Source organism: Cytobacillus sp. QJM3NY_8 (assembly GCF_056173585.1).
The window spans coordinates 1485932-1512796 of record NZ_CM149681.1 but is presented as its reverse complement, the minus strand read 5'-3'; the positions used below and the strand labels follow the sequence as shown (position 1 = coordinate 1512796).

The 26865-nt window shown below is 39.6% G+C and carries 28 protein-coding genes, 1 tRNA gene and 1 pseudogene; 16 read left to right on the top strand and 14 right to left on the bottom strand.

From position 1 onward, the window contains the following. Window positions 1-19 precede the first annotated feature (19 nt). The 3 genes from AC0VZ9_RS07965 to AC0VZ9_RS07955 form a co-directional block, all read right to left on the bottom strand. A complete protein-coding gene (locus tag AC0VZ9_RS07965; protein WP_217026888.1) occupies window positions 20-904 on the bottom strand; it encodes an acetaldehyde dehydrogenase (acetylating) in 885 nt (294 codons plus the stop codon). Window positions 905-1003: 99 nt separating this feature from the next. Continuing rightward, window positions 1004-1780, bottom strand: coding sequence for a 2-keto-4-pentenoate hydratase (locus AC0VZ9_RS07960; protein ID WP_475397194.1), 777 nt, complete (start codon window positions 1778-1780; stop codon window positions 1004-1006). A gap of 15 nt (window positions 1781-1795) precedes the next feature. Continuing rightward, the gene (locus AC0VZ9_RS07955) at window positions 1796-3259 is read right to left on the bottom strand and encodes an aldehyde dehydrogenase (protein ID WP_217026893.1); all 1464 of its coding nucleotides are present in this window, start codon (window positions 3257-3259) and stop codon (window positions 1796-1798) included. Window positions 3260-3521: 262 nt separating this feature from the next. Here AC0VZ9_RS07955 and AC0VZ9_RS07950 point away from each other — a divergent pair, with 262 nt between their 5' ends. The 5 genes from AC0VZ9_RS07950 (at window position 3522) to AC0VZ9_RS07930 (ending at window position 9641) form a co-directional block, all read left to right on the top strand. Further along, the gene (locus AC0VZ9_RS07950; protein WP_217026895.1) at window positions 3522-4298 is read left to right on the top strand and encodes an IclR family transcriptional regulator; all 777 of its coding nucleotides are present in this window, start codon (window positions 3522-3524) and stop codon (window positions 4296-4298) included. Window positions 4299-4330: 32 nt separating this feature from the next. Further along, window positions 4331-5284, top strand: coding sequence for an amidohydrolase family protein (locus AC0VZ9_RS07945; RefSeq protein WP_217026897.1), 954 nt, complete (start codon window positions 4331-4333; stop codon window positions 5282-5284). A gap of 127 nt (window positions 5285-5411) precedes the next feature. Next, window positions 5412-6896, top strand: coding sequence for an aldehyde dehydrogenase family protein (locus AC0VZ9_RS07940; RefSeq protein ID WP_217026899.1), 1485 nt, complete (start codon window positions 5412-5414; stop codon window positions 6894-6896). Window positions 6897-7212: 316 nt separating this feature from the next. Continuing rightward, complete coding sequence (locus AC0VZ9_RS07935; RefSeq protein WP_217026901.1) at window positions 7213-8853, top strand: PTS transporter subunit IIBC; 1641 nt, start codon at window positions 7213-7215, stop codon at window positions 8851-8853. A 2-nt stretch (window positions 8854-8855) separates the two neighbouring features. Continuing rightward, complete coding sequence (locus AC0VZ9_RS07930; RefSeq protein WP_217026903.1) at window positions 8856-9641, top strand: endonuclease/exonuclease/phosphatase family protein; 786 nt, start codon at window positions 8856-8858, stop codon at window positions 9639-9641. Window positions 9642-9676: 35 nt separating this feature from the next. Here AC0VZ9_RS07930 and AC0VZ9_RS07925 read toward each other — a convergent pair whose 3' ends face one another. The 3 genes from AC0VZ9_RS07925 to AC0VZ9_RS07915 all read right to left on the bottom strand — a co-directional run bounded on the left by AC0VZ9_RS07925 (window position 9677) and on the right by AC0VZ9_RS07915 (window position 11664). Further along, on the bottom strand, window positions 9677-9859 hold the full coding sequence (locus AC0VZ9_RS07925) for a GNAT family N-acetyltransferase (RefSeq protein ID WP_475397498.1): 183 nt from the start codon (window positions 9857-9859) through the stop codon (window positions 9677-9679). Between the two features lie 63 nt (window positions 9860-9922). Beyond that, window positions 9923-10897 carry a proline dehydrogenase family protein gene (locus AC0VZ9_RS07920; RefSeq protein WP_009331142.1) on the bottom strand — a complete coding sequence of 325 codons (975 nt, stop codon included), beginning with the start codon at window positions 10895-10897 and terminating at the stop codon, window positions 9923-9925. 587 nt (window positions 10898-11484) lie between these two features. Further along, the gene (locus tag AC0VZ9_RS07915) at window positions 11485-11664 is read right to left on the bottom strand and encodes a hypothetical protein (RefSeq protein WP_009331143.1); all 180 of its coding nucleotides are present in this window, start codon (window positions 11662-11664) and stop codon (window positions 11485-11487) included. A 176-nt stretch (window positions 11665-11840) separates the two neighbouring features. Here AC0VZ9_RS07915 and AC0VZ9_RS07910 point away from each other — a divergent pair, with 176 nt between their 5' ends. Both AC0VZ9_RS07910 and AC0VZ9_RS07905 read left to right on the top strand, forming a co-directional pair. Next, window positions 11841-12455 carry a hypothetical protein gene (locus AC0VZ9_RS07910; protein WP_009331144.1) on the top strand — a complete coding sequence of 205 codons (615 nt, stop codon included), beginning with the start codon at window positions 11841-11843 and terminating at the stop codon, window positions 12453-12455. Between the two features lie 675 nt (window positions 12456-13130). Continuing rightward, window positions 13131-13343: pseudogene (locus AC0VZ9_RS07905) on the top strand (tyrosine-type recombinase/integrase); the annotation flags it as partial. Between the two features lie 87 nt (window positions 13344-13430). Here the strand turns inward: AC0VZ9_RS07905 and AC0VZ9_RS07900 are convergent. After that, a tRNA-Val gene (locus AC0VZ9_RS07900) sits at window positions 13431-13503 on the bottom strand. Window positions 13504-13748: 245 nt separating this feature from the next. On the opposite strand from AC0VZ9_RS07900, the gene AC0VZ9_RS07895 reads away from it, so the two are divergent. The 4 genes from AC0VZ9_RS07895 (at window position 13749) to AC0VZ9_RS07880 (ending at window position 16379) form a co-directional block, all read left to right on the top strand. Further along, the gene (locus AC0VZ9_RS07895) at window positions 13749-14513 is read left to right on the top strand and encodes a SurA N-terminal domain-containing protein (protein ID WP_009331163.1); all 765 of its coding nucleotides are present in this window, start codon (window positions 13749-13751) and stop codon (window positions 14511-14513) included. A gap of 163 nt (window positions 14514-14676) precedes the next feature. Further along, window positions 14677-15291 (top strand): YczE/YyaS/YitT family protein, encoded by a 615-nt coding sequence (locus AC0VZ9_RS07890; RefSeq protein WP_071156869.1) that lies wholly within the window; start codon window positions 14677-14679, stop codon window positions 15289-15291. A 108-nt stretch (window positions 15292-15399) separates the two neighbouring features. Next, window positions 15400-15618 (top strand): hypothetical protein, encoded by a 219-nt coding sequence (locus AC0VZ9_RS07885; RefSeq protein WP_035327332.1) that lies wholly within the window; start codon window positions 15400-15402, stop codon window positions 15616-15618. A 176-nt stretch (window positions 15619-15794) separates the two neighbouring features. Then, entirely contained in the window at window positions 15795-16379 is a 585-nt protein-coding gene (locus tag AC0VZ9_RS07880) for a hypothetical protein (protein WP_475397193.1), read from the top strand. A gap of 66 nt (window positions 16380-16445) precedes the next feature. Here AC0VZ9_RS07880 and AC0VZ9_RS07875 read toward each other — a convergent pair whose 3' ends face one another. The 3 genes from AC0VZ9_RS07875 to AC0VZ9_RS07865 form a co-directional block, all read right to left on the bottom strand. Next, on the bottom strand, window positions 16446-18404 hold the full coding sequence (locus tag AC0VZ9_RS07875; RefSeq protein ID WP_019381507.1) for a TRAP transporter permease: 1959 nt from the start codon (window positions 18402-18404) through the stop codon (window positions 16446-16448). Beyond that, entirely contained in the window at window positions 18394-18924 is a 531-nt protein-coding gene (locus AC0VZ9_RS07870) for a DUF1850 domain-containing protein (RefSeq protein WP_009331168.1), read from the bottom strand. The genes AC0VZ9_RS07875 and AC0VZ9_RS07870 overlap by 11 nt, the downstream gene beginning before the upstream one ends. A 136-nt stretch (window positions 18925-19060) precedes the next feature. Further along, a complete protein-coding gene (locus AC0VZ9_RS07865) occupies window positions 19061-20056 on the bottom strand; it encodes a TAXI family TRAP transporter solute-binding subunit (RefSeq protein ID WP_009331169.1) in 996 nt (331 codons plus the stop codon). A gap of 267 nt (window positions 20057-20323) precedes the next feature. On the opposite strand from AC0VZ9_RS07865, the gene AC0VZ9_RS07860 reads away from it, so the two are divergent. The 4 genes from AC0VZ9_RS07860 to AC0VZ9_RS07845 all read left to right on the top strand — a co-directional run bounded on the left by AC0VZ9_RS07860 (window position 20324) and on the right by AC0VZ9_RS07845 (window position 22960). Further along, window positions 20324-21049 carry an alpha/beta hydrolase gene (locus AC0VZ9_RS07860; RefSeq protein WP_475397192.1) on the top strand — a complete coding sequence of 242 codons (726 nt, stop codon included), beginning with the start codon at window positions 20324-20326 and terminating at the stop codon, window positions 21047-21049. Window positions 21050-21235: 186 nt separating this feature from the next. After that, entirely contained in the window at window positions 21236-21754 is a 519-nt protein-coding gene (locus tag AC0VZ9_RS07855) for a YjcG family protein (protein ID WP_009331171.1), read from the top strand. 6 nt (window positions 21755-21760) lie between these two features. Next, window positions 21761-22183: a GNAT family N-acetyltransferase gene (locus AC0VZ9_RS07850; protein ID WP_019381504.1), complete on the top strand. Its 423-nt coding sequence runs from the start codon at window positions 21761-21763 to the stop codon at window positions 22181-22183. Between the two features lie 102 nt (window positions 22184-22285). Beyond that, window positions 22286-22960, top strand: a complete 675-nt coding sequence (locus AC0VZ9_RS07845) for a DUF421 domain-containing protein (protein ID WP_071156863.1) — start codon at window positions 22286-22288, stop codon at window positions 22958-22960. 16 nt (window positions 22961-22976) lie between these two features. On the opposite strand, the gene AC0VZ9_RS07840 is transcribed toward AC0VZ9_RS07845, so the two are convergent. After that, on the bottom strand, window positions 22977-23261 hold the full coding sequence (locus tag AC0VZ9_RS07840) for a hypothetical protein (RefSeq protein WP_019381502.1): 285 nt from the start codon (window positions 23259-23261) through the stop codon (window positions 22977-22979). A gap of 202 nt (window positions 23262-23463) precedes the next feature. Between AC0VZ9_RS07840 and AC0VZ9_RS07835 the strand changes: the two genes are divergently transcribed. Further along, complete coding sequence (locus tag AC0VZ9_RS07835; protein ID WP_071156861.1) at window positions 23464-25782, top strand: UvrD-helicase domain-containing protein; 2319 nt, start codon at window positions 23464-23466, stop codon at window positions 25780-25782. A 37-nt stretch (window positions 25783-25819) separates the two neighbouring features. Here the strand turns inward: AC0VZ9_RS07835 and spoVIF are convergent, their stop codons facing one another. From spoVIF to spoVAE, 3 genes are all read right to left on the bottom strand, one after another. Beyond that, window positions 25820-26074 (bottom strand): sporulation-specific transcription regulator SpoVIF, encoded by a 255-nt coding sequence (gene spoVIF / locus AC0VZ9_RS07830; RefSeq protein WP_009331176.1) that lies wholly within the window; start codon window positions 26072-26074, stop codon window positions 25820-25822. Between the two features lie 144 nt (window positions 26075-26218). After that, entirely contained in the window at window positions 26219-26332 is a 114-nt protein-coding gene (locus AC0VZ9_RS07825) for a YjcZ family sporulation protein (protein ID WP_019381501.1), read from the bottom strand. A 158-nt stretch (window positions 26333-26490) separates the two neighbouring features. After that, a complete protein-coding gene (gene spoVAE / locus AC0VZ9_RS07820) occupies window positions 26491-26847 on the bottom strand; it encodes a stage V sporulation protein AE (RefSeq protein ID WP_009331177.1) in 357 nt (118 codons plus the stop codon). Window positions 26848-26865 lie beyond the last annotated feature (18 nt).

Genomic DNA, 26865 nt, shown 5'->3' with positions numbered 1-26865 from the left:
TTTCGGCTCCTCTCCTTTCTTAGACAGTTACCTTGTTGATTATATTCTTGGCCCACTCTTCAGCCACCTTTACGGCTGCAGCCGTCATGATATCAAGGTTTCCGGAGTATTTCGGCAAATAATCTCCTGCTCCTTCCACCTCCAGAAAAACGGTTACCTTACTGCCGTCAAAAATTGGCTCCTGTCTCAAGCGATAACCTGGAACATATGACTGAACCTGCTTTTCCATTTCATTAATTGAAGCAATAATCTCTTCTTCTTTGACTTTTTCTCCTTCAACTAATACATGAACGGTATCTCTCATTAAAATTGGAGGTTCTGCAGGATTTAATATAATAATTGCTTTTCCCTTTTTTGCTCCGCCGATTTTTTCTATTCCTCTGGAAGTAGTCTGTGTAAATTCATCGATATTTGCCCTTGTACCGGGACCTGCACTTTTCGAAGAAATCGTGGCCACAATTTCTGCATACTCTACAGGCTGCACTCTATTAATGGCATGAACCATTGGTATTGTCGCCTGTCCGCCGCATGTTATTAGGTTGATATTATTTGCGTCCAGGTGCTCCGAAATATTTACAGGAGGTACTACAAAGGGGCCAACTGCTGCCGGTGTTAAATCTAGAACCTGCTTCCCGGCTTCTCTCAATAGCTGTGCATGTCTGAGATGTGATTTTGCAGAAGTGGCATCAAATACGATATCTGCCATTTCCGGTCTTTCAAGGAACCCTTTTATTCCATCATCAAATGTTTGATAGCCTAGCTCCCTTGCTTTTTTTAACCCATCAGACTCAGGGTCAATTCCGATAACTGTTGTGAGTTCAAGCACTTCAGAACGATGGAGCTTTAACATTAGATCTGTCCCTATATTACCGGAACCCAATACAGCAACTTTAACTTTTTCCATAACGCTCCCCTTTCTTTATTAAAGAAGTTGTTTTCAGGCTAATCAAACATACCCGCCCTCTCCCGGAGGTGTTTACCGGAAGAGGGTATCAATGATTTTTTAAAAATGCACACTTACTTGGCCAATATGAGCAAACCGTGCTGTAAAGAAATCTCCTGGGTGAGCTTCAACAGCTGCAGAAAGGGCACCAGATAGGATCACTTCACCCTTTTTAAGGTAAATATCAAAATCTGCTAATCTATTTGCAAGCCATGCTACGCAATTGATCGGATTGCCTAATGCTGCCGCACCAACACCTGTATTGGAAATCTCCCCATTTTTCGTCAATATCATTCCGATTAATTCCAGGTCTATCTCTGAAAGCCTCGCTGGTTTTCCTCCTAAAACATAGAAGCCGGAAGAAGCATTATCTGCAATGGTGTCATGTAGTTTAATCTTCCAATCTTTGATTCTGCTGTCAACAATCTCTAATGCAGGAATTACGTAATCTGTTGCCTGGATTACATCTAGAGCTGTGACATTTGGCCCCTTTAATTCCTTTTTTAATACAAACGCAATTTCCGCCTCCACTTTAGGCTGAGAAACCTTCTTGATTGAAACTTTTCCACCATTCTCAACAACCATGCTATCAAGCAAATGACCGTAGTCGGGTTCCTCTACATTCAGCAGTCGCTGCATAGCAAGGGAAGTTAAACCAATTTTTTTTCCGACAATCTTTTGGCCGCCCTCAATTTTGCGCTTAATATTTTCAAGTTGAATTTGATAAGCCTCTTCTATAGTAAGCTCTGGCCTATCGGAAGTGATTGGCAAGACCCCAATACGGGAAAACTCTGCCTCTGCTAGCTGAGCAGCATATTGTTTTATATTTGCACCCATGACATGCTCTCCTTCCTACAATTTAATAGTTATATTGGATAGTTCGGAGTAAAAATCAACGCTGTGCATGCCGCCTGTTCTTCCAATACCGCTATTCTTCATCCCTCCGAATGGAGTTCTCAAATCACGCAAGAACCAAGTGTTCACCCAGATAATTCCTGCTTCAATTTGATGGGAAACACGGTGGGCGCGCTTTAAATTGCTGGTCCAAATCGTTGCGCTTAACCCATAGTGTGTATCATTTGCCTGCATAACTACTTCTTCCTCCATATCAAATGGGGTGACTGTTACAACAGGCCCAAAGATTTCTTCACGGACACAGCGGGAATTGCGGCTTAAGTCTGTAATAATGGTAGGCTCAAGATAATATCCTTTTTCAAGTCCCTCTGGCCGCTTTCCACCAGTTACAATGGTTCCCCCATCACTTTTGGCGATTCCAACATACCCCATGACCCTGTCATAGTGTTCTTTGCTGACCAGTGCCCCCACATTTGTATCATCATCCAATGGATGGCCAACTTTAAGTGCTTTAGCCCTTACAGCAAACCTGCTGATAAATTCATCATAGATCGGTCGTTCTACGTATATACGTGATCCGCACAGGCAAACTTCCCCTTGATTAACAAAGCTGGATTTAATTGTCGTTTCAATTACTTCATCCAAGTCTGCATCAGCAAAAATGATATTAGGATTCTTGCCGCCAAGTTCATATGAAAGTTTTTTCAGTGAATCAGCTGCCGACTTCATAATCGCTGAACCTGTTCCAGGCTCTCCGATAAATGAAATGGCATCAATATCAGGATGTTCGGAGATCGCGCCACCTGCAGAATTAGGTCCAAAGCCGTGAACAAGATTAACAACCCCATCAGGTACACCCGCTTCCTTACAAATTTCCATTAGTACTGTAGCGGTCATCGGTGTCCACTCTGCCGGCTTAATGACAGCTGTATTGCCCATGCCTAGGCATGGTGCTAATTTCCAGGTAAGCAATAATAATGGCAGATTCCATGGCTTAATAATACCAACAACACCTACTGGACGGCGGTATGCATAATGTAGTGCCTGCTGATCCTGCTGGTAAGCTTCCGTTCCGATTGAAGTAATATAATCAGCATAAAAATGGAAATTATATGCTGCCCTTGGAATATCAATGCTATTTGCAAGGGAAAAAGGTTTTCCCGTATCCAAAGATTCAAGGTGTGCCAGCTCTTCCTGTCTTTCAAGAATTAGATCTCCAATTCGGCGAAGGATATTTGAACGCTCTTGCAGAGTCGTACTTTTCCAAGGTCCTTTTAATGCTCTTCTTGCTGCTGCAACAGCATAATCCACTTCTTCCTTTCCCCCTTCTGCGACTGTACTCAAAACTTCTTCGGTTGCAGGGTTAATATTTTCAAATGTTTTTTGATTTTTGGAATCGACAAACTGTCCGTTAATAAAATGCTGACAATTAATAGCTTTGATTTTAGCTTCTGTTTGCAAAATGTTAGCCTCCTAAATAACTTTTTTATTTTCGCAATTTTATGTTAACGCTTACTTTAGAGCTTCACAACACGTCAATTGCTCTATATGCAACAAGGGGTAAATTTTTGAAACTTTTTAAAAACCCTCAAAAACCTGAAAGGACAATAGCTAAATTTCTAAATTTTTCAAACATTTACTTTTCTTTTGTAAATTTCTTTGATATATTTTCCACTATAAAGCAACCATGTTTAACATATAGCAACATAAAGGAGGATTTGAAATGGCTTTAAAGACAAATGAGGAGAGTTACCTTTCATCTGTAAAAAATGCATTACGTATATTGAGATGCTTTTCCATGGACGAACCAGAAAAAAAAATAAGCGACATTTCGGTATCACTTGGTCTTAATAAAAGTACGGTCAGCCGAACCATGGCTACATTAGCCAGTGAAGGATTCGTCTTTAAAGATCCTGAAAGCAAAAAGTATCGTTTGGGGCTGTCCATTCTCTCCCTTGGAGGTATTGTAAACAGCCAAATGGATATATACAGAGAGTCCCAGCCTGTTTTAAATAAAATCGTACAGGAATTGGGAGAGACTGCCCATATTTCGGTTTTAGATAACAATGAAGTCATTTATTTGCAAAAGGTTGAATGCAATCACCCTGTGAGATTCCTGACACATGTCGGCAGAAGAAATCCCCTCTACTGTACAAGCTCAGGGAAGGCACTGCTTGCCCATGCAAAAGAAGATGTTTTTAATGCAGTTCTCAATAAAGGCCTTGAACAACATACTAAAACGACGATTACTGACCCCGAGAAGCTTAAATCTCATTTATTGCAAATTAGAGAACAAGGGTATTCCTGGAGCAATGAGGAGTATCTTGAAGGGGTAAATTCCATTGCAGCACCAATCTATGATTATAAGGGCAGAGTCATTGCCGCTTTAGCGATTGTAGGTCCAAAACAAAGAATCCAGCAGAGCAAGATTAAGAACTATTCAAAAAGGGTCATAATTGCTGCCGATGAAATATCCAGCAGAATGGGATATTGGAAATAGTAGATTAATAAAAACGAGAGGAGTAATTTTATATGTTCGATTTTCATACACACTTTATTCCACCGGAGGTACTTGACTGGGTGAAAGAGAATCAAACTGCAGTAAAAGCGGAGTGGATTAAAAAATCACCTGAGAAAGATGAATTTTTAATAGTCAATAATAAATGGGGCTTTGAATTAAAACCAGAATTTTATCACTTTGATTTATTTAACAAAAAACAATTTAATGCCGGGGTAACTCACTCTTTGATATCACCCATTCCTCAGCTATTTATGTATGACTTTCCTCAAGAAATTACAGCAGAAATATCTCTTGTATATAATCAATCATTAGCTAATTTGGCATCCTCAGCACCAGAAAAAACAGCTGCTCTTGCAACCTTGCCATTGAACAACCCTGAAATGGCTGCTGATGAATTGGAAAGAGCCATTAACCTAGGGCTTAAAGGGGCAATTATTGGACCTGGTCTATCAGAAAGAATGCTTTCGGATGAATATTTCAAACCATTTTTTGAAACGGCAAACAGGATGAAAGCCATTCTTTTCATTCACCCGCTTTTAAGTGAAGATCCTCGCCTCAAAACAAAAATGATGCCAAATTTAATTGGGGTTCCTTGGGAAACTACCGTTTGTGCAACAGATATCTTACTTAGCGGGATGATTGATAACTTTCCAGATGTTAAGATTTTATTTGCTCATGGCGGAGGTTTCCTTCCTTACCAGATTGGACGGCTTGATAAAGGCTATGAACAATGGAATCAGGTATCCTCAAACTTGGATGCGCCTCCATCCCAATATATAAAACGATTTTGGTTTGATACAGTTTTGTGGAACCCTGCTGGATTGGATTTCTTGGTAAAAACAGTTGGAGAGAATAGAGTTGTTCCTGGATCAGATTACCCTTTTGACTTATGTGAAACCCCTCCAATTTATAAGAACACCAAAGGGGCGTCATCTTTACTGGAACCTATCAAAAATTCCATTTAACCCGGTTAATAATTTTTCAATGATTTTCATATAGCGCAACTTTGCTATTCTTTAAAAAAATCCATGCTGTTATACTAAGTGCGTAGAAACGTGTAAGCGTTGCCATTATTAAGGAGGGGGTAATGAAATGCAGCAATCACAAAGTATTGCAAACAGCCTCATCAGTGAAGAGATTAGTAAAAGCTTTATTAACGGAGTATGGACTGAAGGAAAAAGCGGGAGAATCTATGAAATTTTGAATCCTTATGACCACAGTGTCGTCACCACTGTGAAGCTGGCGACAAAAGGTCAGCTGGCTGAAACGTTCGAAATTGCCAGCCGTGCCCAAAAAAAATGGGCTGCCTCTACTGTTGAGGAAAGAAGAGAGGTCCTTTCAAAGGCGGCTGCCTATTTAAAAGAAAACCGAGAAGAAATTACGGCAATTATTCAAAGAGAAACTGGCAGTACTATACTAAAGAGCAATATTGAATTGCATCTTGCCATCGAGTTCCTTGAAGAAGCTATTAACTACGCTGATGAAGTTAATAAGGTAAGAGAAGTTGCAGGATCAGATGAAAAGCTTAACCACATCCATCGCTTACCACTAGGGGTCATTGCCTCAATTTCTCCGTTTAACTTTCCATTGAATCTCTCAATGAGAACTATTGCACCTGCCATCGCTCTAGGGAATAGTGTTGTTCATAAGCCAGATGTTCAAGTTGCCCTTTCTGGCGGTTCGATTATAGCCAAAGCTTTTGAACACGCGGGGCTTCCGAAAGGTGTTCTTAACATCGTCTTAACTGATATTAATGAAATCGGAGACAGCATGCTGACTAATCCGCATTCAAAACTAATAAGTTTTACTGGTTCCTCTGCTGTAGGCCGTCAAATCGGAGCTATTGCTGGCCGAAATTTAAAAAGAGTTGCTTTGGAGCTGGGAGGTAACAGCCCGCTGATTGTCCTTTCAGACGCGAATGTCGATCAGGCAGTGAATGCTGCAATATTCGGCAAGTTCATCCACCAGGGCCAAATATGTATGATTGTAAACCGGATCATCGTCCATAAAGACATATACAATGATTTTACAGAAAAATTTATAGACCGAGCGAAGTCCCTGCCATATGGAGATCCAAGCGACCCTAATACTGTTATAGGTCCTCTTATCAACGAACGCCAATTGGAGAAGGCTATTCAGTATATTGAAACAGCAAAGCAGGAAGGCGCGACACTCGCTTTAGAAGGCCAGCGGATTGGCAATGTTATTACACCTTTTGTTTTTACTGATGTGGATAATTCCAGTAAACTGGCACAGACTGAATTATTTGCCCCAATTGCCACCATTATTAAAGCTGATTCAGACGAACATGCTATTAATATGGCCAATGATACAGAATATGGTTTAAGCTCCGCTATTTTTACAAGCGATTTAGCTCGAGGAGAAGAATTAGCTCTAAAAATTGATAGTGGAATGACGCATGTGAATGATCAAACTGTAAATGACGCACCCCATATTCCATTTGGAGGAAATAAGGCTAGTGGATTAGGAAGGTTTGGAAACCCATGGGTTGTTGAGGAATTTACCGTCACCAAATGGGTGTCGATACAAACTAAAGATAGGCACTATCCATTTTAATAACACTGGAAAACGGGCATATAAATGTCCGTTTTCTGCATTTTGATAATTGCTCCCCATTTCCTCTTATAAAATAATATTAAAGGAACGATTGTTTTAAGAATCTTTCCTATTATCTCCTTCTAAAACTTCGAATGATTTTTTACGCAAACGGTTGCATCATTTTTCTACCCGTGTTATTTTAAGATAATAATAAAGCTAAATAGTATTTTCACGGAATAAATTCATTCATATATCGAAATTTTTTTCGTCAAATTATGAAAATACTTTTTTAGACCATTTAATGAAAGCCCATACAATAAGGGAGAGAAGAACGATGAAAAAACTATTTTCTTTTGATTTCTGGCAAAAGTTTGGGAAAGCATTACTTGTTGTAGTGGCCGTAATGCCAGCTGCAGGTATTATGATTTCACTTGGAAAGCTTGTTGGCATGACGGGGACTGACATCGCATTTGTGCAAGCGATTGCACGAGTGCTGGAGGATATCGGATGGGCCATCATTACAAATCTTCATATCTTATTCGCAGTTGCAATTGGCGGTTCCTGGGCTAAGGAACGTGCAGGCGGAGCGTTTGCAGCTCTCATTGCTTTCATTCTGATTAATAGAATCACAGGCGCTATATTCGGAGTAAAGTCCGACATGTTAGGTAATCCTGAGGCTGCGGTAAAATCCCTGTTTGGACAAGACCTTATTGTCCCGGACTATTTCACTTCTGTTTTAGGCGCACCAGCATTGAATATGGGAGTATTCGTCGGAATTATCTCAGGTTTTCTTGGAGCCAATTTATTTAACAAGTATTATAACTATGATAAATTGCCAAATTCACTTTCCTTTTTCAATGGAAAGCGCTTTGTTCCCTTCACTGTAATTGTCGGCTCTGTTGCAGCTGCGTTGGTCTTATCGATTGTGTGGCCATTTATTCAAGGATTATTAAATGATTTCGGACAATGGATTGCTACATCACGAAATACGGCGCCTGTTATTGCTCCATTTGTTTTTGGTGCACTGGAACGATTGCTTCTTCCATTTGGATTGCATCATATGCTGACTGTCCCAATTAATTACACGGAGCTTGGCGGAACTTACAAAATCCTGACAGGCTCTAATGCAGGTTCAACGGTGGCTGGACAAGATCCGCTATGGCTTGCATGGATTGCTGACTTAAATAACTTTTTGACTGCAGGAGATACAGAAAGCTACAAGCAGCTGCTGAATGATGTTACTCCTGCCCGTTTCAAGGTAGGCCAAATGATTCTATCCGCTGCTGCCCTGCTGGGAATTGCGCTTGCAATGTACCGCAATGTAGATCATGAAAAAAAGAAGAAATACAAATCGATGTTCTTATCTGCTGGTTTGGCAGTATTCCTGACTGGAGTAACTGAACCAATCGAATTTATGTTCATGTTTGCTGCTCCTCTTCTTTATATCGTGTATGCAGTTATGACAGGTCTGGCCTTTGCAATTGTTGATATTATAAATATCCGTGTCCATTCTTTCGGCATCATTGAATTGATTACAAGAACACCAATGATTTTAAAAGCTGGCTTATGGCTGGATCTTGTAAACTTTGTAATTGCCTGTCTAATATTCTTCGGGTTAAACTTTGGTGTTGCCAATTTTATGATCCGAAAATTCAACTTCCCTACACCGGGACGTAATGGAAACTATATTGAAGAAGAAAATACCGCTGCATCATCGGATACTTCAGTCAATAAGAATTCACTAGCCCCAGTGTTAATTGAATTATTAGGCGGAAAAGAAAATATTGAAGATGTTGATGCCTGCATGACCCGCTTGCGTGTCACTGTAAAGGACACTTCATCAGTTGCTGGTGAACAGGACTGGAAGAAGAATGGAGCTTTAGGTCTTCTCGTTAAGGACAAAGGCGTTCAGGCAATTTATGGGCCCAAAGCAGATGTCCTTAAATCTGATATACAGGACTTGCTGGGAGCTTAACAATGAAATTATTAACTCTAAACTGCCACTCATGGCAGGAGGATCAGCAGCTGGAAAAAATAAAAATTCTTGCTGAGGCAATTAAAGAGAACCTCTATGATGTCATCGCTCTGCAGGAAGTCAGCCAGCATATCAAAGCCCCTTTGATAGACGGCCATATCAGAGAAGATAATTATGCACTGTTGTTAATTGAAGAATTGAGAAAAATAGGTGTGAAAGATTACGTTTTTAAATGGGATTTTTCACATATTGGCTACGATATATATGAAGAAGGTCTTGCAATCATAACAAGGCATGAAATAAAAGAAGATCAATCATTTTTCATTACAAAAAACCGAGACCAGAAACACTGGAAGACACGGAAAATAGTTGGTATTAAATTACTTCATCAAGATAAGCCCATCTCCTTCTATTCTTGTCATCTCGGCTGGTGGCACGATCAAGAAGAGTCCTATAAATTCCAGGTTGAATCTCTACTTTCACAAGTCCCAAAGGATGAATCCGCCATTTTAATGGGAGATTTCAACAGCTCCGCTTATGTCCGCAATGAAGGTTATGACTTTCTGACAGGCAATGGGCTCTACGACACTTATGAATTAGCTTCCAGGAAGGATTCTGGTGTTACTGTTAGAGGAAAGATTGCCGGCTGGGAGAACAATAAACATGATATGCGGATTGATTTAATTCTTTCGGCTCAGCCTATACAGCCGAAATATTCTCGGGTTATTTTTAACGGCATACACAAACCCATCATTTCAGATCATTATGGCGTTGAAATTGAAATATAGGCAAAAGTCCCTGACAACTCTGTCAGGGACTCTTTTTACACTTTTAGCTTGTAGATGGGCTTAGGATGGAAGGCCTGAAAGAGCTCACCTGTTGGTTCGAAACCAACTTTCTCATAAACACGAATAGCCGGCTCATCCTCCTTGATGACTGATATGTAGATTTCATTACAAGCATACAGCTCTTTCATTTCCTTTATCACAAGTTTTATAGCCGGTATACCGTACCCTTTTAAGACAAAAAAGCCTCCCTGCTTAAATAAAACAGGGAGACTTTCGCAGTATTATTTCTTCCGTTTCTTTGTCAATCTGCCTAATAGGAAAGCTCCTGCGGCCACACCAATCACAGTATTGGTTTTCTTAGTAAATACCTGCTTGGCAACAAGGTTTAAATTCTGCGGCCTTTCAGCCAGACGCCTCATGAAGTAGCCGTACCAGTCATTCCCAAAAGGTACATAGGTACAGAAATTATAGCCTTCACCAGCAAGCTTCAGCTGCATATCCTTGCGGAAGCCATAAAGCATTTGAAATTCAAATTTCTCTTTAGGGATATTGTTAGCCCTTACAAAATCTTTTATATGATTAATTACTTTATGGTCATGTGTTGCAATAGATGTAAATTTGCCATTCAGCAAATGCCATTCTATTAATTTTATAAAGTTAGCATCGATGTCACTTTTGTCCTGATAAGCAATTTCCTCAGGCTCCTTATAAGCCCCTTTTACAATTCGCAAGCGGAAATCCTTATATTTCATTAAATCTTCTTCAGCACTCAGGAAATAGGCTTGAATAACTGTACCTATGTTATTATATTCTTTAGATAATTCATCCAGTATATCAAAGGAAGGCTGCAAACGCTTAGAGTCTTCCATATCCATATTCACAAAAATACCATAATGGCTTGCTCTCTCTACTATCTCCCTAACATTTTCAAGACAGAAAGAGAAGTCGATATCCAGGCCTAATTGGGAAGGCTTTAAAGATATATGTGCATCCACCTGATTTTCATGAATGGCTTCTATCACTTCAATTATTTGTTTCTTCGCTTCTGCCGCCTCTTCTTTTTTATATACAAATTCCCCGAGGTTATCGACAGTACAAGAGATGCCATGAGCGTTAAGCTCTTTTATGCTTTGAATTGCTTCATCTAAATTTGTTCCCGCAACTACACTCTGCGCTCCCAATTTCAACCCATATTTCTTTGCAGCGCTATTCAGAAATTCGTTTTGGGAAAGGCCGATAAACAGATCTTTCAACATAGAAATATCCCCTAACTCTTGTAATTTCACAATGAAATTATAGCATAGATTTTTAATAAAAATTATTTTGTGAATTTTTATATTTTAACGATTCCCTATCACTGTTTCGTTAAAACATTGCAGGGGTTCCCACTTTAAAAGCAACCCCCTGTAAACAAAAAAAGTGCCTGGCTATCGGCAGCCAGACACTTTAAGTATGATTCCGACTGGGTTCGAACCAGCGACCTCTACCCTGTCAAAGTGGCAAACAGTCACGGAAGCAATAGTGACTGTCGGTACTGCTGTCCTTCCTTCTACATGACAATCACTCCTTTCACTGCATAAGAAAAGCCACCCTCTAAAGGGCAGCTTATTTTGGCCATTGATAATGTTTAGCTTGTTAGCTATCCTCGATTCCCCTTGTTGTAGGATCATATAAGGCATTCCACACACTCACCATTATTAGCAGTAAAACATACGGATTAGAAAATACTCCGTCAACAAATTAAAAACTGATCCCCAAGTATTGAGGTCCTGTGCAGTTCAGCACCCCTCCAATGTTATAATTTGATGTAGGTAGGTCAGGAGGAGTCCTGGCTTTTTTGTATTTACAAATCATTTTTTATTTTTTTCAGGTATCCTGGAATAATTGACTTATTTCCACAGTTACTGCAATATACTCCGTCAACCCCTTTGATAAAGTAAGTTTCCATGATGTATTGCGGGATTGGCCGAGGCACACCACATTCAGAACAAAACAATAAATAGCTTGTTTTTTTCTCGGTCATATCTCTTCCCCCCTATAAATAGCATTAACTCCTATTAATATAGTTCGGGAAGTGCTTACCTTTTCCTGTTGGAAAGAACGCAAATCTAGATCTTTATCATATGTTTCAATTTATTATTTCCTACTAGCTCTCGATTAAGTATAATTATCTAAATTAACTATAAAGGATGGAACGTTATGTTCAAAAAACTCTTTGGAAAAAACTTTACAGCTGCTGAATTCTGGATTTGGTTTGAAAAGAATTCACAAGACTATTATCAGTTGAAAGAAGAAAAGTTAAATTCATTGTTCTACAAACTAGATAAACAGTTATCTAAGATAAATGAGGATATAGCTTTTGAATTTAGTGCTGATTTAATCGATGGAAAGAGAGAGTTTATTATAAGCGCTGATGGTATCCTGTCTGCCTTTACAGATGTCATTGACCTAGTTGAAAAAGCACCGAAACTTGACGGCTTTAAAATAATTGCTTTTCGCCCCAAAAGTGATGTTGATGATATTTCGACTATCGAGTACGAGGATATTAGTTTAGGGCCTGATGATGTATTTTTCACTTACCGAAAAAATGGTGACACGTTAGACATTGTTCTATATCTCAAAGGTTACGATTCTGATTTTGAAGAGTGGGAAAACGCAGCCTTTATATTATTAGACACTATAATTGGAGAGTATGATGTTGCTACTAAAATAGGAAGTATTGATATGCTACCTTATAAAGGAAGTCCTAAATTAAAACCTATTTTAGAATTACCCTCATTAATAGATAGGGAAGTATCGGGGATAAGCTTTTAAAGCTTTCCTTTTTTTTTGCACCCAATTTAACTTTTCTTATTTTCTGTTTGTTATTAACTTCAGATGATATTACAATTCCTAAAAAATGTTATAATTCGAGATAACTACTCCCTAATTGAGGTGATTTCTAATTGTCAAATACAACTCAACTCTATTTAAATATTTTTAGTGCATCTTGTTTTACCATATTAACATTTATGCATTTTATAGATGTTTGGACAGCCAGTTCAACTACAGAAGTGCTATTCTTCATTGCTATGGTCACCACCCTCTTAGGAACCGGTTTTGAACTACACCGATATCTAAATAAAAAATAAGTGATGGAAACTTACCTGATGGCAAATTGGGTCAAATGTAAACAACTGTAATTAATTGAAACTTTTCAAAATATCTACCGTAAACTAACTAACGAAATAAGGAAGAATGGATATGCATTGGAGAAAATACTTTATTCACTTTTATTCCAGCCCTTTTAATATTTATAGTTTCGTTATTTCTTTGTCACCTATGGTGATCGAAGAGCTAAAAAAATTTCTTATACACTGGAAAAAAGAAATGCGTATGAGAGATTTGTGGATTGAACATGAGCATGAATTTGTCTTTTGCAATGAGAACGGAAAACACTATTATCCCACTACCCCTACTACCTGGTAGAAACGATTTACTGACCGGGCTGGTGTCCGATTTATCAGGTTACATGATCTGCGACACACATCAGCAACCCTATTAATAAATCAGGGTGTTCACGCAAAAATCATTTCAAAGAGACTTGGTCATTCAAATATCCGTATAACCATGGATAAATATGGACATTTTTTACAAACTGCAGAACAGGGAGCAGCTAACAAATTAGACTCACTTTTTAAACGGCATAAAAATAGCATTTAAAAATTCCGTCAACAATTGGGGTTTACTCTATATTTTTAAGAATATAGAAAAAGCCTAGAACCATTGAGGCTCTAGGCTTTTAACTGATGATTCCGACTGGGTTCGAACCAGCGACCTCTACCCTGTCAAGGTAGCGCTCTCCCAGCTGAGCTACGGAATCGTTATGATATTCCCTGTATTGGGGACAATATAAAATATACTTCTTTCTAACATAAAAGTCAATACCTATATTTCATCCATAAACTATAAGGTTATCAGCTTGGAAACTAGATTACATTCCCATTACAAATTCTGCATTTATGCCTTAAAGGTATCTTTTTAAGAGTATATGCTTTATAATGCCCTCTATATGATTCTTTTGTTAGCTGAATCAAATCATACAGGGTTACGGAAGGAGAAATATTAATGAAAAAACTAATGTATCCCTTTTTACTAGTATTAATATCTGCCGTTTTAGCTGCTTGTGGAGCTGATGATGAAAGCAAGAGTGCAGATAAAAAAGAGGAAGCGAAAACAGCTGAAACCGACCAGCAGGACCAACAGAAGCAAATGGAAGAAATGCAAAAGAAAATGGACAAACAAAAGCTTGATGAAGAAAAGACTGTTGCAATCGTTAATGACCAGGAAATCCTTGGCCGCGAGTATAACAGCGTGCTTACTTCATCACAAATGATGTATCAGCAAATGGGACAAGACCCTACTACCAAAGATGCTGCAGATAAAATCAAGGAGCAGACACTCGACAGTCTAGTCGGCCAGACACTTCTTCTCCAAGAGGCAGACAAAAAAGGCTACAAAGCTTCTGATGAAGAAGTCAAAAAGCAGCTGGAAGAAACAAAAGGACAATTCAAGGACGACAAGGAATTCGAAACAGCAATGAAACAGGCTGGCCTTAACCCTGACTCATTAGAGAAGGAAATTGCCAACAATATTAAATATACGAAATATATTAATGGCGAGATTAAACCAGGGGAAGTTACAGATGCTGAAATTCAGAAATTCTATGATGAATATGCCAGCCAGGGTGGTGCTGAAGGACAGGAGCCGCCTAAATTGGAGGAAGTAAAGCCTCAGATCAAGCAGCAGCTCGAACAGCAAAAACAGCAGGATATGCTGGTTAAGCATGTAGAAGAATTGAAGAAAAGTGCAAAAATTGATATTAAGGTATAAGTATCTTTAAAACAGTTCCCATTTGGGAGCTGTTTTTATGTGTTAGAGTATTAATAAAAGTGCTATTCCCCATACTGGCTTATGAATACTCAATAAGTTTCTTCCTTTTCTTTCCCTTGAGAATTTATTTAATTACGGTAATATTTATTGGGGAGGATACAACATGATTAAACACACAACATTCATTCAAATAATTGCAGGTTATTTTATTCTCACTCTCGGTGTCTCATTAATTATCTTATCCAATCTCGGTGCAGGTGCCTGGGACACTGTTTATGTTGGCCTTTTTAATAAGTTCGGTCTGACAATCGGAACATGGTCATTTCTGGTAACAGCATCCCTTATATTCTTCAATGCTCTGCTGACCTGGGAAAAGCCCCAGTTTAAATCATTTATTGGAACCATTTTAGCGAGTGTGGGGATCGATTTTTGGATGGAGCTTGTTTTCAGCGGCATCACAGTTACAAGCTTTTCCCTTCAGATCCTTGCCTTCATCACAGGTGTCTCATTTCTGGGCTTCGGGGTATCTATATATATCCGTCCGCAATTATTCAGCGGCCCAATTGATGGATTAATGATCGCAACTGCCAAAAGGCTAAATATCAGCATTAAGACCGCACGTATAATTAATGAATTATTGGCATTGGCCATTGGCCTTATTTTAGGCGGTCCAGTTGGATTAGGCACATTGTTCGTTGCCGTCTTTTTAGGCTATGCCATACAATACGGCACTGTTTTGCTTAATCACTTGAAAAATAAGGGTTTAAAGATTATTTAAAAGACTTCACTTGTGAAGTCTTTTTTATACGAACAAATTTTCGCACCCTACTTGATAAGGAACACGCGTTCGTGTATAATGTAAATAAAAGTAAGGGGGGATTTCTCTATGAAAGGAATTCTTTATCGAGCTATGGAAGAGAGAAAGCCTGTGGAAATCATTTATCTCTCCAAACGCAATTCATTTACACAAAGAAAAATATTAATAAAAGAACTTCGAGGCAGCACGATTTTAGCCTATTGTTTATATAGAAAACAAATGCGCATTTTCAACTTGAACCATATCATGTCCATTTTGCCCGAAAAGAAAGCTCGCCAGATCAGCTAAAAGGAGCCTTCTTTCAAAATATTTCATTTTATTCATCAAAGCCTGTATTTCACATGGAAGTACGGCTTTTTATTATGCTCCTTTCTTTCCCCGATTATCTGGTCCTCATTCGGGTATATACTCTCTAACCGGGATTTGGCCCTTAAATAATTTAAGCTAAAGAAAGGAAGGATTTTATGAAAAGCTACTCATTGATTGCTGCTTTGTTTTCAGCAATCCTTATACTGGCAGGCTGTAATCCGAATGAAGAGCAAATTGTAGAGGATGAAGACAAGAATAATCCTTCTACGGAAGAACAGCGGGCGAAAACAGAGGAAGCTCCGGGAGATAACAAAAAGATCACTGAAGAAGTTGGTTTAGGAGACACACGGGATCTTTTCACAAAGGCTTATGGGGAAAATAAAAATAATAATGAAATTGCCCGCTTCAATGGAGACAGTATGCTGGTAGAGTTTCAAACGCATCGGGCAGTAAATGTTGAGCTGCAATTTGAAGATATGGAAAAAGATATGAGTAATGAAGAGGTTCTTGCTTTTATCGAAAAACGCATTCCGAAAGATGCTGAAGAGGTTAACAGATTTAAAGAAGATAACAATGAGCGTGAAATCATTGAATATAAAAGCGAACTATTAAAAGAAACCCTCAGTGATGAAGTATATGAAGGAGATGAACCCGGTACATTCTCTGTGTTATTAACCAGCAGCGAAGATGATTTTGTTAATGCCACCCTTTCAATCGGCCATAGCGATCAGGGATCCTGACAGGCTATAAGCTGCAGAAGCAAAAAGGAAGGATCTCATATGTGAGCATCCTTCCTTCTTTAATTATTATGCTGTTTGCGGCTTTGCCTGATCGTCTTTTTTAATGAAGACCTGCAATGCAATCAACAGGATAAAAATAACTAATCCTACAATATCAGTAACCCCTTCAGGGTAGATAAGCAATAGTCCCCCTGCAATTCCCAGCAGTCTTTCAAAAATATTCAATTTACGCAGCCAGTAGCCAATTACCCCAGCGCCGATTGCCATCATACCTGCCAAAGCGGTGAATACTACCCAGATTAAATAATACCAGGTTGTATCAATCATCAATAATTCCGGTGAAAGGACAAACATGTATGGAATAATAAAAGCCCCTATGGCAAGCTTTGAAGCTGTTACTCCCGTCTTTATCGGATCTCCGCCGGATACACCAGCCGCCGCAAATGCTGCAAGAGCAACTGGAGGTGTGACATCTGCCACAATACCGAAGTAGAACACAAATAAGTGAGCAGATAAATCAGGTACGCCCAGAAGGATGATTGCTGGGGCAGCTATAGTTGATGTAATAACATAGTTTGCAGTTGTTGGTGATCCCATTCCAAGGATAATCGCTGCAACCATTGTCAGCATCAAAGTCGGGATCAACAGTCCGCCCGAAAGATCAAGGAGGCCATTCGCCATCTTTAATCCAAGACCTGTCTTTACAACTACCCCAACAATAATACCTGCCGCAGCAGTTGCTGCAGCAACGCCCAAAGCCGTGCGTGCACCATCAACTAAAGCATCGATAGCATCTCTGAATCCAATGCGCGTTTCCTTGCTAATCATACTTACTGCAACCGTAATTACAATTGACCAAAGAGCTGCACGTATTACACTCATTCCGCTCATTAGCAGGATGATAACTGCCAAAATCGGCAGCAGCAGATAAATCTTCTTCAATACTTCCTTACGGTTAGGCATCTCTTCATCTTTCAGCCCTCTAAGTCCTACACGTTTTGCTTCGAAGTGAGTCATTATCCAGACCCCGGCAAAATATAGAAGGGCTGGAATAGCAGCTGCCTTGGCAATATCCCAGTATGTAATGCCGCCGCCAATAAACTCAACCATCAGGAATGCAGCAGCACCCATGATTGGAGGCATAATCTGGCCGCCGGTTGATGCAGTCGCTTCAACTGCGCCGGCGAATTCTTTCTTGTAGCCCAGCTTTTTCATCATTGGGATGGTAAAAGAGCCTGAAGTTACTACGTTAGCTACAGAACTACCGCTGATTGTTCCCTGTAGAGCACTTGAGAAAATGGCAACCTTCGCCGGTCCGCCAGTTCTCTTTCCGGCGATGGATACAGCCAAATCATTAAAATACTGCCCTACACCCGTTTTTACAAGGAATGAACCAAATAACAAGAATAGGAATATAAACGTAGCAGATACGCCTAATGGAGTACCTAGGATTCCCTCGGTCGTAAAGAACATGGTCTGCACCAATCTTTCTAAATCAAGACCGCGGTGCGCCAAAAATGCCGGCATATATGGCCCGAACATAGCATAGGCAAGAAAAATGACGGCAATAATGGTTATTGGAAGTCCAACCGCTCGCCTGGTCGCTTCCAGTACCAGAAGAACTGCAATTAGTCCTACATAAAAATCAATCTCGGTCAGACGGCCAGCCCTCATGACAATTTCATCAATAAAAAGCGGCCAATAAGCTCCTACCGCAATACCCAGTATAGCTAAAATGATATCGTACCAGGCAACTTTATGCTTTCGTCCCCTGTCTTTCTTCCTTGCAGGGAATAATAGAAATATTAGGGCTAATGCAAAACCTAAATGAATCGAACGCTGCAGCTGGGCTGTAAGCATCCCGAAAACCCCTGTATATAAATGGAACAGTGAAAATGCTAAAAGCCCAAAAAAGACGATCCAGCCTAATACTCCTCCTAATTTCCTTGTACCAGCCTCTGGATCGTATTTTTCCAGCAATTTCTGCTGCTCCTCAAGTGATAATGTTTCCCCTTTATTTTCCAAGGATATTCACTCCTTTCAACACCTCGAATAAGTTTATTTTTTTTGCCTTTATCCGTACCCATGTGCCAGGTTCGATATAGTCTGTAAGGACATATTCTTCGCCTTGCAAGATCATTCTGTGATTCGCTCTGACCTTACCCAGCCTTAAGTCAAATGAAGGAAAAAACCTTTTCATATTCTTAATATAATATTTGCCGTCCTTTTGTTCAAATGTTTCTCCATCTGAAGCATTCTCAGGCATGCCGATGGCAAAATCCTCATACATGAGTTCAAACAATTTAATCCTTCCATCCTCGGTTATAGTATAGCTTTCTACAACATCTGTAAGGTGGATGGAATGTGTATACTTTATCTTAAAGGTTCTGTCCTCTTTAATCAGGAAATAAGCAATCACCTTTCCTTTGTTTTGATACTCAAAAACAACTGCCTGCTTAATGGGTATGAAGAACATGATTGCGATGGTTAAGATTACGAGGAGTGCCAGGACCGCTTTTTTATTCCCTGGCTTATTAAAGTTCATGGAACCTCCACCTAAAAAATATTGTCATCTTTTACAATTGGTTGCCATTTCAATTAAAAATTAATTGACCGGCGCAATCACCTTAAAAGGTTTTACAGCCGGCCAAATTTCATCATTGGATTATGTTATTGAAAGATTATTCAGCTTTAAAGCCTTTTTCGTCAAAGTACTTTTTAGCACCAGGGTGCAGTTCAATGCCAGTACCTTTGACAGCATTTTCAGCCTTAATCATTTTTCCTTTGGCATGTGTAACTTTGTCAAGGTTCTCAAAGATTGCTTTTGTAACATCGTAAACTACATCGTCTGAAAGGTCATTAGAAACAACAAGCATTGCCTGTACTGCTACTGTTGGCACAGCTTCTGCAAGCTTATATGTTCCAGATGGCACTTCATCCTGTACATAGTAAGGATATTTTTCGATTAATGCATCGATTTTATCCTGTTCAATCGGAACGATCACAACATCTTCAGTTGCAGAAAGTCCTTCAACAGCACCTGTTGGAGTTCCTGCTGTAACGAATGCTGCATCAATATTGCCATCCTGTATTCCGGCAGTTGACTCATCAAAAGAAAGATCCTGCTTTTGAATGTCATCCAATTTGATTCCGTGCACTTCAAGAATCTGTTCTGCATTCGCAGCAGTTCCTGAACCAGGAGCTCCTATTGAAACTTTTTTGCCTTTTAAGTCTTCAACAGATTTAATGCCAGATTTTGCAGTAGTAACGATCTGGATCGTTTCCGGATAAAGCGTGCCGATCGCACTCACATTATCCACTGCTGCACCTTCAAACATTAATTTTCCTTCTTGTGCATATGAAGCAATATCTGTTTGAGAGAAAGCAATCTCAGCATTGCCATCTTTCAGTGTGTTCATGTTCTCTGCAGATGCACCTGAAACTTCAGCATTTGTATCAATGCCTGTAGCATCAGAAATAATCTCAGCGAATGATCCGCCCAGCGGATAGTATGTACCGCCTGTTCCACCAGTCACGATGCTCATGAATTTAGGCTTGTCTGCGCCGCCGCCTTCTCCATCGCCGCCGCCTTCATCTTTTCCGCCTCCGCAGGCTGCAAGAACCATAGAAAGCGCTAACAGCAGAGCTGTGGCTAGGAATATACTTCTCTTTTTCATCCTATTTCCCCCTTATAAAGATTAGATTTTATCAATTATATACTAACATAAACCTTATCTGAATTGTCAAATGATCCCTCCTTGCTTTTAAAATTGCTGTTAATTGTCTTTTTGCAACTGATTCACCCCATTTGTTAATTTTATCCAAAATAAAGCGGCATGACCCATGAATGAGAATGCAAGGAAAAAGCAATTCCTATATATATATGATAAAATCTCATTGTAAACTCTTACATAACATAACAGAACTAAACGGAGGAACAAAAAATGATGGATTACCCTAGAGGATCAATACAAGATATTGCAATCGAGAGCAAGGAACTGGGTGAAGAGGTCGAGCTGCTCATTTATTTGCCCGCATCCTTCTCACCTTTATATAAATACACTGTTGTCATAGCCCAGGATGGCAAAGATTACTTCCAGCTTGGCAGAGTCGGGCGCATCGCGGATGAATTACTAAAAGATAAAGAAATTGAAAATATCATCATTGTTGGTGTCCCTTATAAAAACGTCAAAGACAGATGGAAGAAATATCATCCGGACGGCGAACAGCATAATGCTTATATTCGTTTCCTTGCACACGAGCTGGTTCCATATCTTGACCGAGAATTCCCTACTTATCAAATGGGGATGGGACGTGCCCTTATGGGAGACTCACTTGCGGCAACTGTTTCATTAATGGCGGCCCTGCAATACCCTAATACTTTTGGGAGGTTAATTCTTCAATCACCTTATGTTGACACCTCCGTTACAGAGGCAGTGCAGGAATTTACGCAGGCCCACCTTCTTAATATTTATCACGTTATCGGGAAAGGCGAATCATCTGTAAAGACCACAGGGGGTGAAGAGAAAGATTTTCTTACTCCAAATCGGGAGCTTTCCAGTTTATTTAAGCAGAAACAATTCCCTTACTTCTATGATGAATTTGATGGAAATCATACATGGACCTACTGGCAGCCTGATTTAAAAAGGGCGCTAAAGTCTATGTTTTAACTTTGATGTGTAAAAAGACCTATTCATTCGCTATAAAAAGATTATCTTGACATACTGTTTTTTATTATGAAAAAAGGTATAATTATATATTGAATTTAGAAAATTTGCTATAATAGACCAACCAAGTGTTTTTCATTTCATTTTAGCCTGCCAGTTATAAAAAATACTGAACATGGAGGTTGTTGTATGAACACTAATTACGGCATAGTTATTTTCCCGTCAAAAAAATTGCAGGATTTGGCCAATTCTTATAGAAAGCGGTATGATCCGCATTATGCTTTAATTCCTCCGCATGTAACATTAAGATCACGCTTTGAAGCATCTGAAGAAGAAATAAAACAGCTGACGGAAACACTTCATGGAATAGCGAAGAAACACGAGCCATTTCATATAAATGCTACAAAAATCAGCTCTTTCCAGCCTGTCAACAATGTCATTTATTTTAAAATTGAGCCTTCAGCCCAGCTCGAAGAGTTACATATTGAACTGAATGATCATATTAGCGGCGATACACCTGAATATAATTTTGTTCCCCATATTACCATCGGACAAAAACTCTCCAATGATGAACATTCCGATGTATATGGGAGCTTAAGAATGCAGCCTGTTAATCACGAAGAGGTTGTGGATCGTTTTCATCTTCTATATCAGCTGGAAAACGGCTCATGGACCGTTTATGAAACATTCAGGCTAGGAAAGGAATAGTGAAAAGTGGAAGTAAGAATAGTCTCATCTGAACAAGAATTGCACGATGCCTTCTCAGTAAGGAAACAAGTTTTTATCAACGAGCAAAATGTTCCTGAAGAAGAGGAAATCGATCAGTTCGAAGACGAAGCAGTCCATTTTGTACTATATAATAATGGCATGCCTGCAGGTGCCGGAAGATTTCGCACTGTTGACGGCAATGGCAAAGTGGAAAGAATATGCGTTCTGAAGGAGAACCGTCAGAGCGGCTCAGGAAAAGCAATAATGGATAAAATCGAAGAGCATGCTAAGAAACAAGGCTTGCCTGCCTTAAAATTAAATGCCCAGACGCAGGCTATCCCTTTTTATGAAAAGCTCGGCTATCAGGTAATCTCGGAAGAATTCATGGATGCCGGGATTCCCCACCGTACAATGAAAAAAACGATATAGCGGAAAAGCTTCTGCCAGGATGGCAGGAGCTTTTTTGTATGCAATAATTTGGGGCATTCTGCAAACACTATTCCAGATACAGCATTTTAAGGAGTGGTTTGAATGGAATATTTGCATATCGTAAGTGTACTTGTGATAGGATATTTTTTCTTATTTATTATGGCAAAACTCCTGGGCAAAACACAGATCACACAGATTACTCCTTTTGATTTCATCTCGGCCATCGTGTTAGGCGAGCTGGTGGGAAATGCCCTATATGATCAGGAGACTGGAATCCCCGAAATATTCTTTGCTGTTGCAGTATGGGGGATTCTCATTTACACAACAGAAATCCTTACCCAAAAATTTAAACGGGCACGCAAGCTTCTTGAAGGTGAACCCTCTATTGTTATAAAAAAAGGAAAAATCGTCTATGAAGAACTGAAGAAAAATCATCTCGACCTTAATCAGCTCCAGCACCTCCTCCGTTCAAAGGATGTCTTTTCAATCAGGGAATGCGAATATGCCATTCTTGAAACAGATGGAACGGTCAGTGCATTAAAAAAAACACTTTACTCGACCCCAACCATTGGAGATTTAAAACTCCCAATAATTAATATCGAGCTGCCAGTAACTTTAATTTTAGACGGGGAAGTGATTTGGGATAATCTCAAAAGCATCAATTGGGACGAAACAAAGCTTATTAATGAAATTAAAAACAATGGCGCCAATAATGTCAAAGATGTCTTATACGCAGAGTGGAAAAAAGGAGAGGCTTTGCACGTGCAAACGTACTGAGCCTCTCCTTCTTTTCTTATATGCATTCACTAATATAGCGGCCTTTACCCGTCAGCTCTCCGTATGTTTCTTCTGCCTTTTTTCTGGTGCTCCGTGTTTGGTTGTCCGCCCGCTGCTGAGGATTTGATTTGGTTAGCCTTCTTTGAATATTAAGAGGAAGCTCATGACGGAAATCTTTTGAATTGGATTGTGCCGATATTTTGGAAACTGGAACGAAATGAAATGGATCATATTTTGTGCCAATCTCTCTTTCTGCATACTGACTATACTGATATGAAGGTACAGGTAAAATGTAGCCCATGAATGCTCCCCTCTCTATTCTCTATGTATGTAATTATTAAAGGTATACGAAACAATCTTTACTTTTATGTACCCGTTTACATAAAATTATAAACAGAAAAGCACTTTAGAATCCTTTACCGGTTTGTTATGATAAAATTTGTCTTGTTATAAGGATGATAAATAATTTAAACTCGGCAATTTATAAAAATGGGGTATTTTTTATGAAGACAGCAATTTTACATAATAAAGCAGTGAATCTGGAACAATTGAATCGAGAAAGTTTTCAGCATATTTATGAAGAAGGCAAAAAAGGAAAGCTGCATTGCCCTGATTGCGGAGCTTCTGTCCGTTTGTATTTAGGAATTATGGATGAGCCTCATTTTTATCATATTCAGCAAAGCAGCAGGATGTGCAAGGATATAATAATGAAACAAGAATCAGCTAAGATTGAAACTGAAGAATATATAGAAAGAAACGGCTTTAAAGTTCCTGTTTCAAGGCCCATTGCTTCTGCTGCTGTAAAAGAAATCGAATCAGCCTTTAAAAAAGCTCAGCCGGCAAAAAATATCCCCCCTTATATCCAGGAAAGCACTCACAATCCTAGTTTCCCTGATGAATACCTAAAGTCCCTATCACAAGCAGGAGTCTTTTTGGATGAACAGCAGGCAGCGGCTGTCTCACATATTGATGGGCCTCTGCTCGTTCTTGCAGGAGCAGGGAGCGGCAAGACCCGAGTTTTAACAACCAGGACTGCTTTTATGCTCCGCGAGAAAGATATCGATCCTAAATCAATAATGCTCGTTACTTTTACAGCTAAGGCTGCGGCTGAAATGAAGGAGCGCCTTACCCAATATCCCGGAATGGATTCACGAAAAGTCAGGCAAATCGTTTCCGGCACTTTTCACAGCTTGTTTTACCGGATTCTCTCCTTCCACAATCCGGAAAAATGGTCTTCCGGCAAACTCCTTAATAAAGAATGGCAGCGGGAACAGATCATTAAGGAATCCAGCAAAGACTTAAAGCTCGATGAAAAGGAATTTGCCTTTGACCTTGCCCTCCAGCAAATTAGCTATTGGAAAAACTCTCTTACCGTACCCGGGAGGGTTCATCCAAAGAATGATTGGGAGGAACAGACCGCGATTCTTTATGAAAGGTATGAACAAACAAAATTAAGAAGAGAATTATTTGATTTTGATGATATGCTGACAGGCTGCCATGCTCTTTTTCATGAAAAGCCTGAAATTCTTGAACAATATCAAAATCGCTTTCATTATTTTCTGATCGATGAGTTCCAGGATATTAATAATGTTCAATATGAGCTTATGAAAATGCTGTCCGATAAAACAAAGAATGTCTGTGCAGTGGGTGACGATGATCAATCTATTTATGCTTTCAGAGGAAGCGATCCCCAATATCTTTTAGATTTCGAGAAAGATTTCCCTGGTGCTAAAGTTATAACATTGAATCAGAATTACCGCTCTGCTCACGAAATCGTATCAGCAGCGAACCAAATCATTTCTTTAAATAAACATAGACGTGTCAAAAGCATGAATGCCCAATTTTCTGGCGGGCAGCACCCTTTCCTCTTTTTTCCTTTTGATGAGGAAGAAGAAGCAACGATGATTATGACTGATATTCAGGAAAAAATTGAAGAAGGATATGAGCCGCGGGATTTTGCAGTATTATTCCGCACCCATACTGGCAGCAGGGCCATTTTTGAAAGGCTGGCCAATTCCAGCCTTCCGTTTAAATTGGATCAGGATGCCGAATCATTTTATGATCGGTTTATTGTTCGGAGCATGCTTGCTTTTCTAAAGTTATCATTAAATGAGGATGACCAGAATGCCTTGAAAGATATGCTCCCTTCTCTATTTGTTAAACAATCAGTCCTTCAGGATATTAAGGCAGAAAGCATCTTGCAGGATTGCTCAATGCTGGAGTGCCTAAAGTTTATAAAAACAGGATTTGCTTTTCAGGAAAGCAAGTTAAAAAAAGTGATCCCTGTTACCAGATCAATCTCAGGACTTAGTCCCATCACTGCAATTGAAACTGTTGAAAAAGAACTGGGCTTCCAGGACTTTATAAAAAAACGCGGCAATGAAGGCAATAAAATGGATAAAGGCTCTGATGATATAAAAGATTTGAAGGTCGCTGCGCGCAACTTTCAATCTCTTCATGAGTTTCTGGAGCACACTGAACATATGAGAGCCATGAACAAAGAAATCAAGCGCCTCAGCAGGAATAATGATAATGCCATTACATTAAGCACTATCCACCGTTCAAAGGGGCTTGAATATAATGTGGTATATGTTGCCGGTGCAGTTGAAGGAAACCTCCCGCATGATCATGCACTGGAAGCTTACCGTTCAGGTGAGTCTGCACCGCTGGAGGAAGAACGAAGGTTAATGTACGTTGCCGTTACAAGGGCAAGGAAGGACTTATACATTTCTGTGCCGGAAAAAAGGCGGGGACGGAAGGCATATGCCTCAAGGTTCCTTGCCCCCATTACAAGAAGCGGCAGGAATAAAGGCGGAAAATAAACAGAAGACCTGGCTGCAACCCGGCCAGGTCCTTCTGTTATTTTTTATTCATCATCTGGGAAATTGTATTAAAGTCAAGCTGCTTTCCATCAGCAACAATCGATTTCACAATCTTATCTTCCATATCCTTGGAAACGGGTTTATTAGCAATTTGCGAAACTCTTTTGATTACATTTCGTACTGTTTTTTCATCTTTAAAATTTGCATTCTGCAATGAGCCGGCCAGTTCCAATACATCCTTCATATTTACGCCTGTTTTCTTTTCAAGGTTTTTAAAAAAGTTGTTATCCATCCTGCTCAATCACGCTCCTTCATTTACTCCTTTATATCTTATGAAGGTGGGCGAAAAACGTGAAATGTATTAAAAATTTATGTACTGATACGCAAAAAAGCCAACACAAAACCTGCTGCCGGTTCTGAGTCAGCCTTTGTGAATCTAATTGTAGAAACTTGCGCCGACGATAATGAGTAAAATGAATAGGACGACGATTAGAACAAACGTATTCCCATAGCCCCCGCCATATCCGCAGCCTCCATAGCCATAGCCCATGCCTCTCACCTCACCTGGATTTCTTCCTACAACATATGTGAAAATAAAGCAGGGGTATGGGCAAGCTCCCAAGGCAGGCTTGGTTTATTCAGTCAGATTGAAATAAGAGGCTTGTTTTTAAATAACTTGAAGGCATTCTTGTGTATTTACCATATCATTTACCCTTTTGGCTTGAAAATTAGTGCACCGATAAAACCGAAAATTATCGCAGCTGAAATACCGGAGCTGGTTACTTCGAACATTCCGGTCAATACGCCGACAAGCCCGTGCTGATCAGCTTCCTGAAGGGCTCCATGGACGAGGGAATTGCCAAAGCTTGTTATAGGGATTGTCGCTCCGGCCCCCGCAAAGTCCGCAAGCGGTTCATAAAGGCCAACACCATCAAGAACAGCTCCCAATACAACCAAAAGACTTAATGTATGGCCAGGTGTTAACTTAAAAACATCAAATAATATTTGTCCAAATACGCAAAATAGGCCTCCAATTACAAAAGCCCAAAAAAACATAGGCAGCATACAAATATTCCTCCTTTT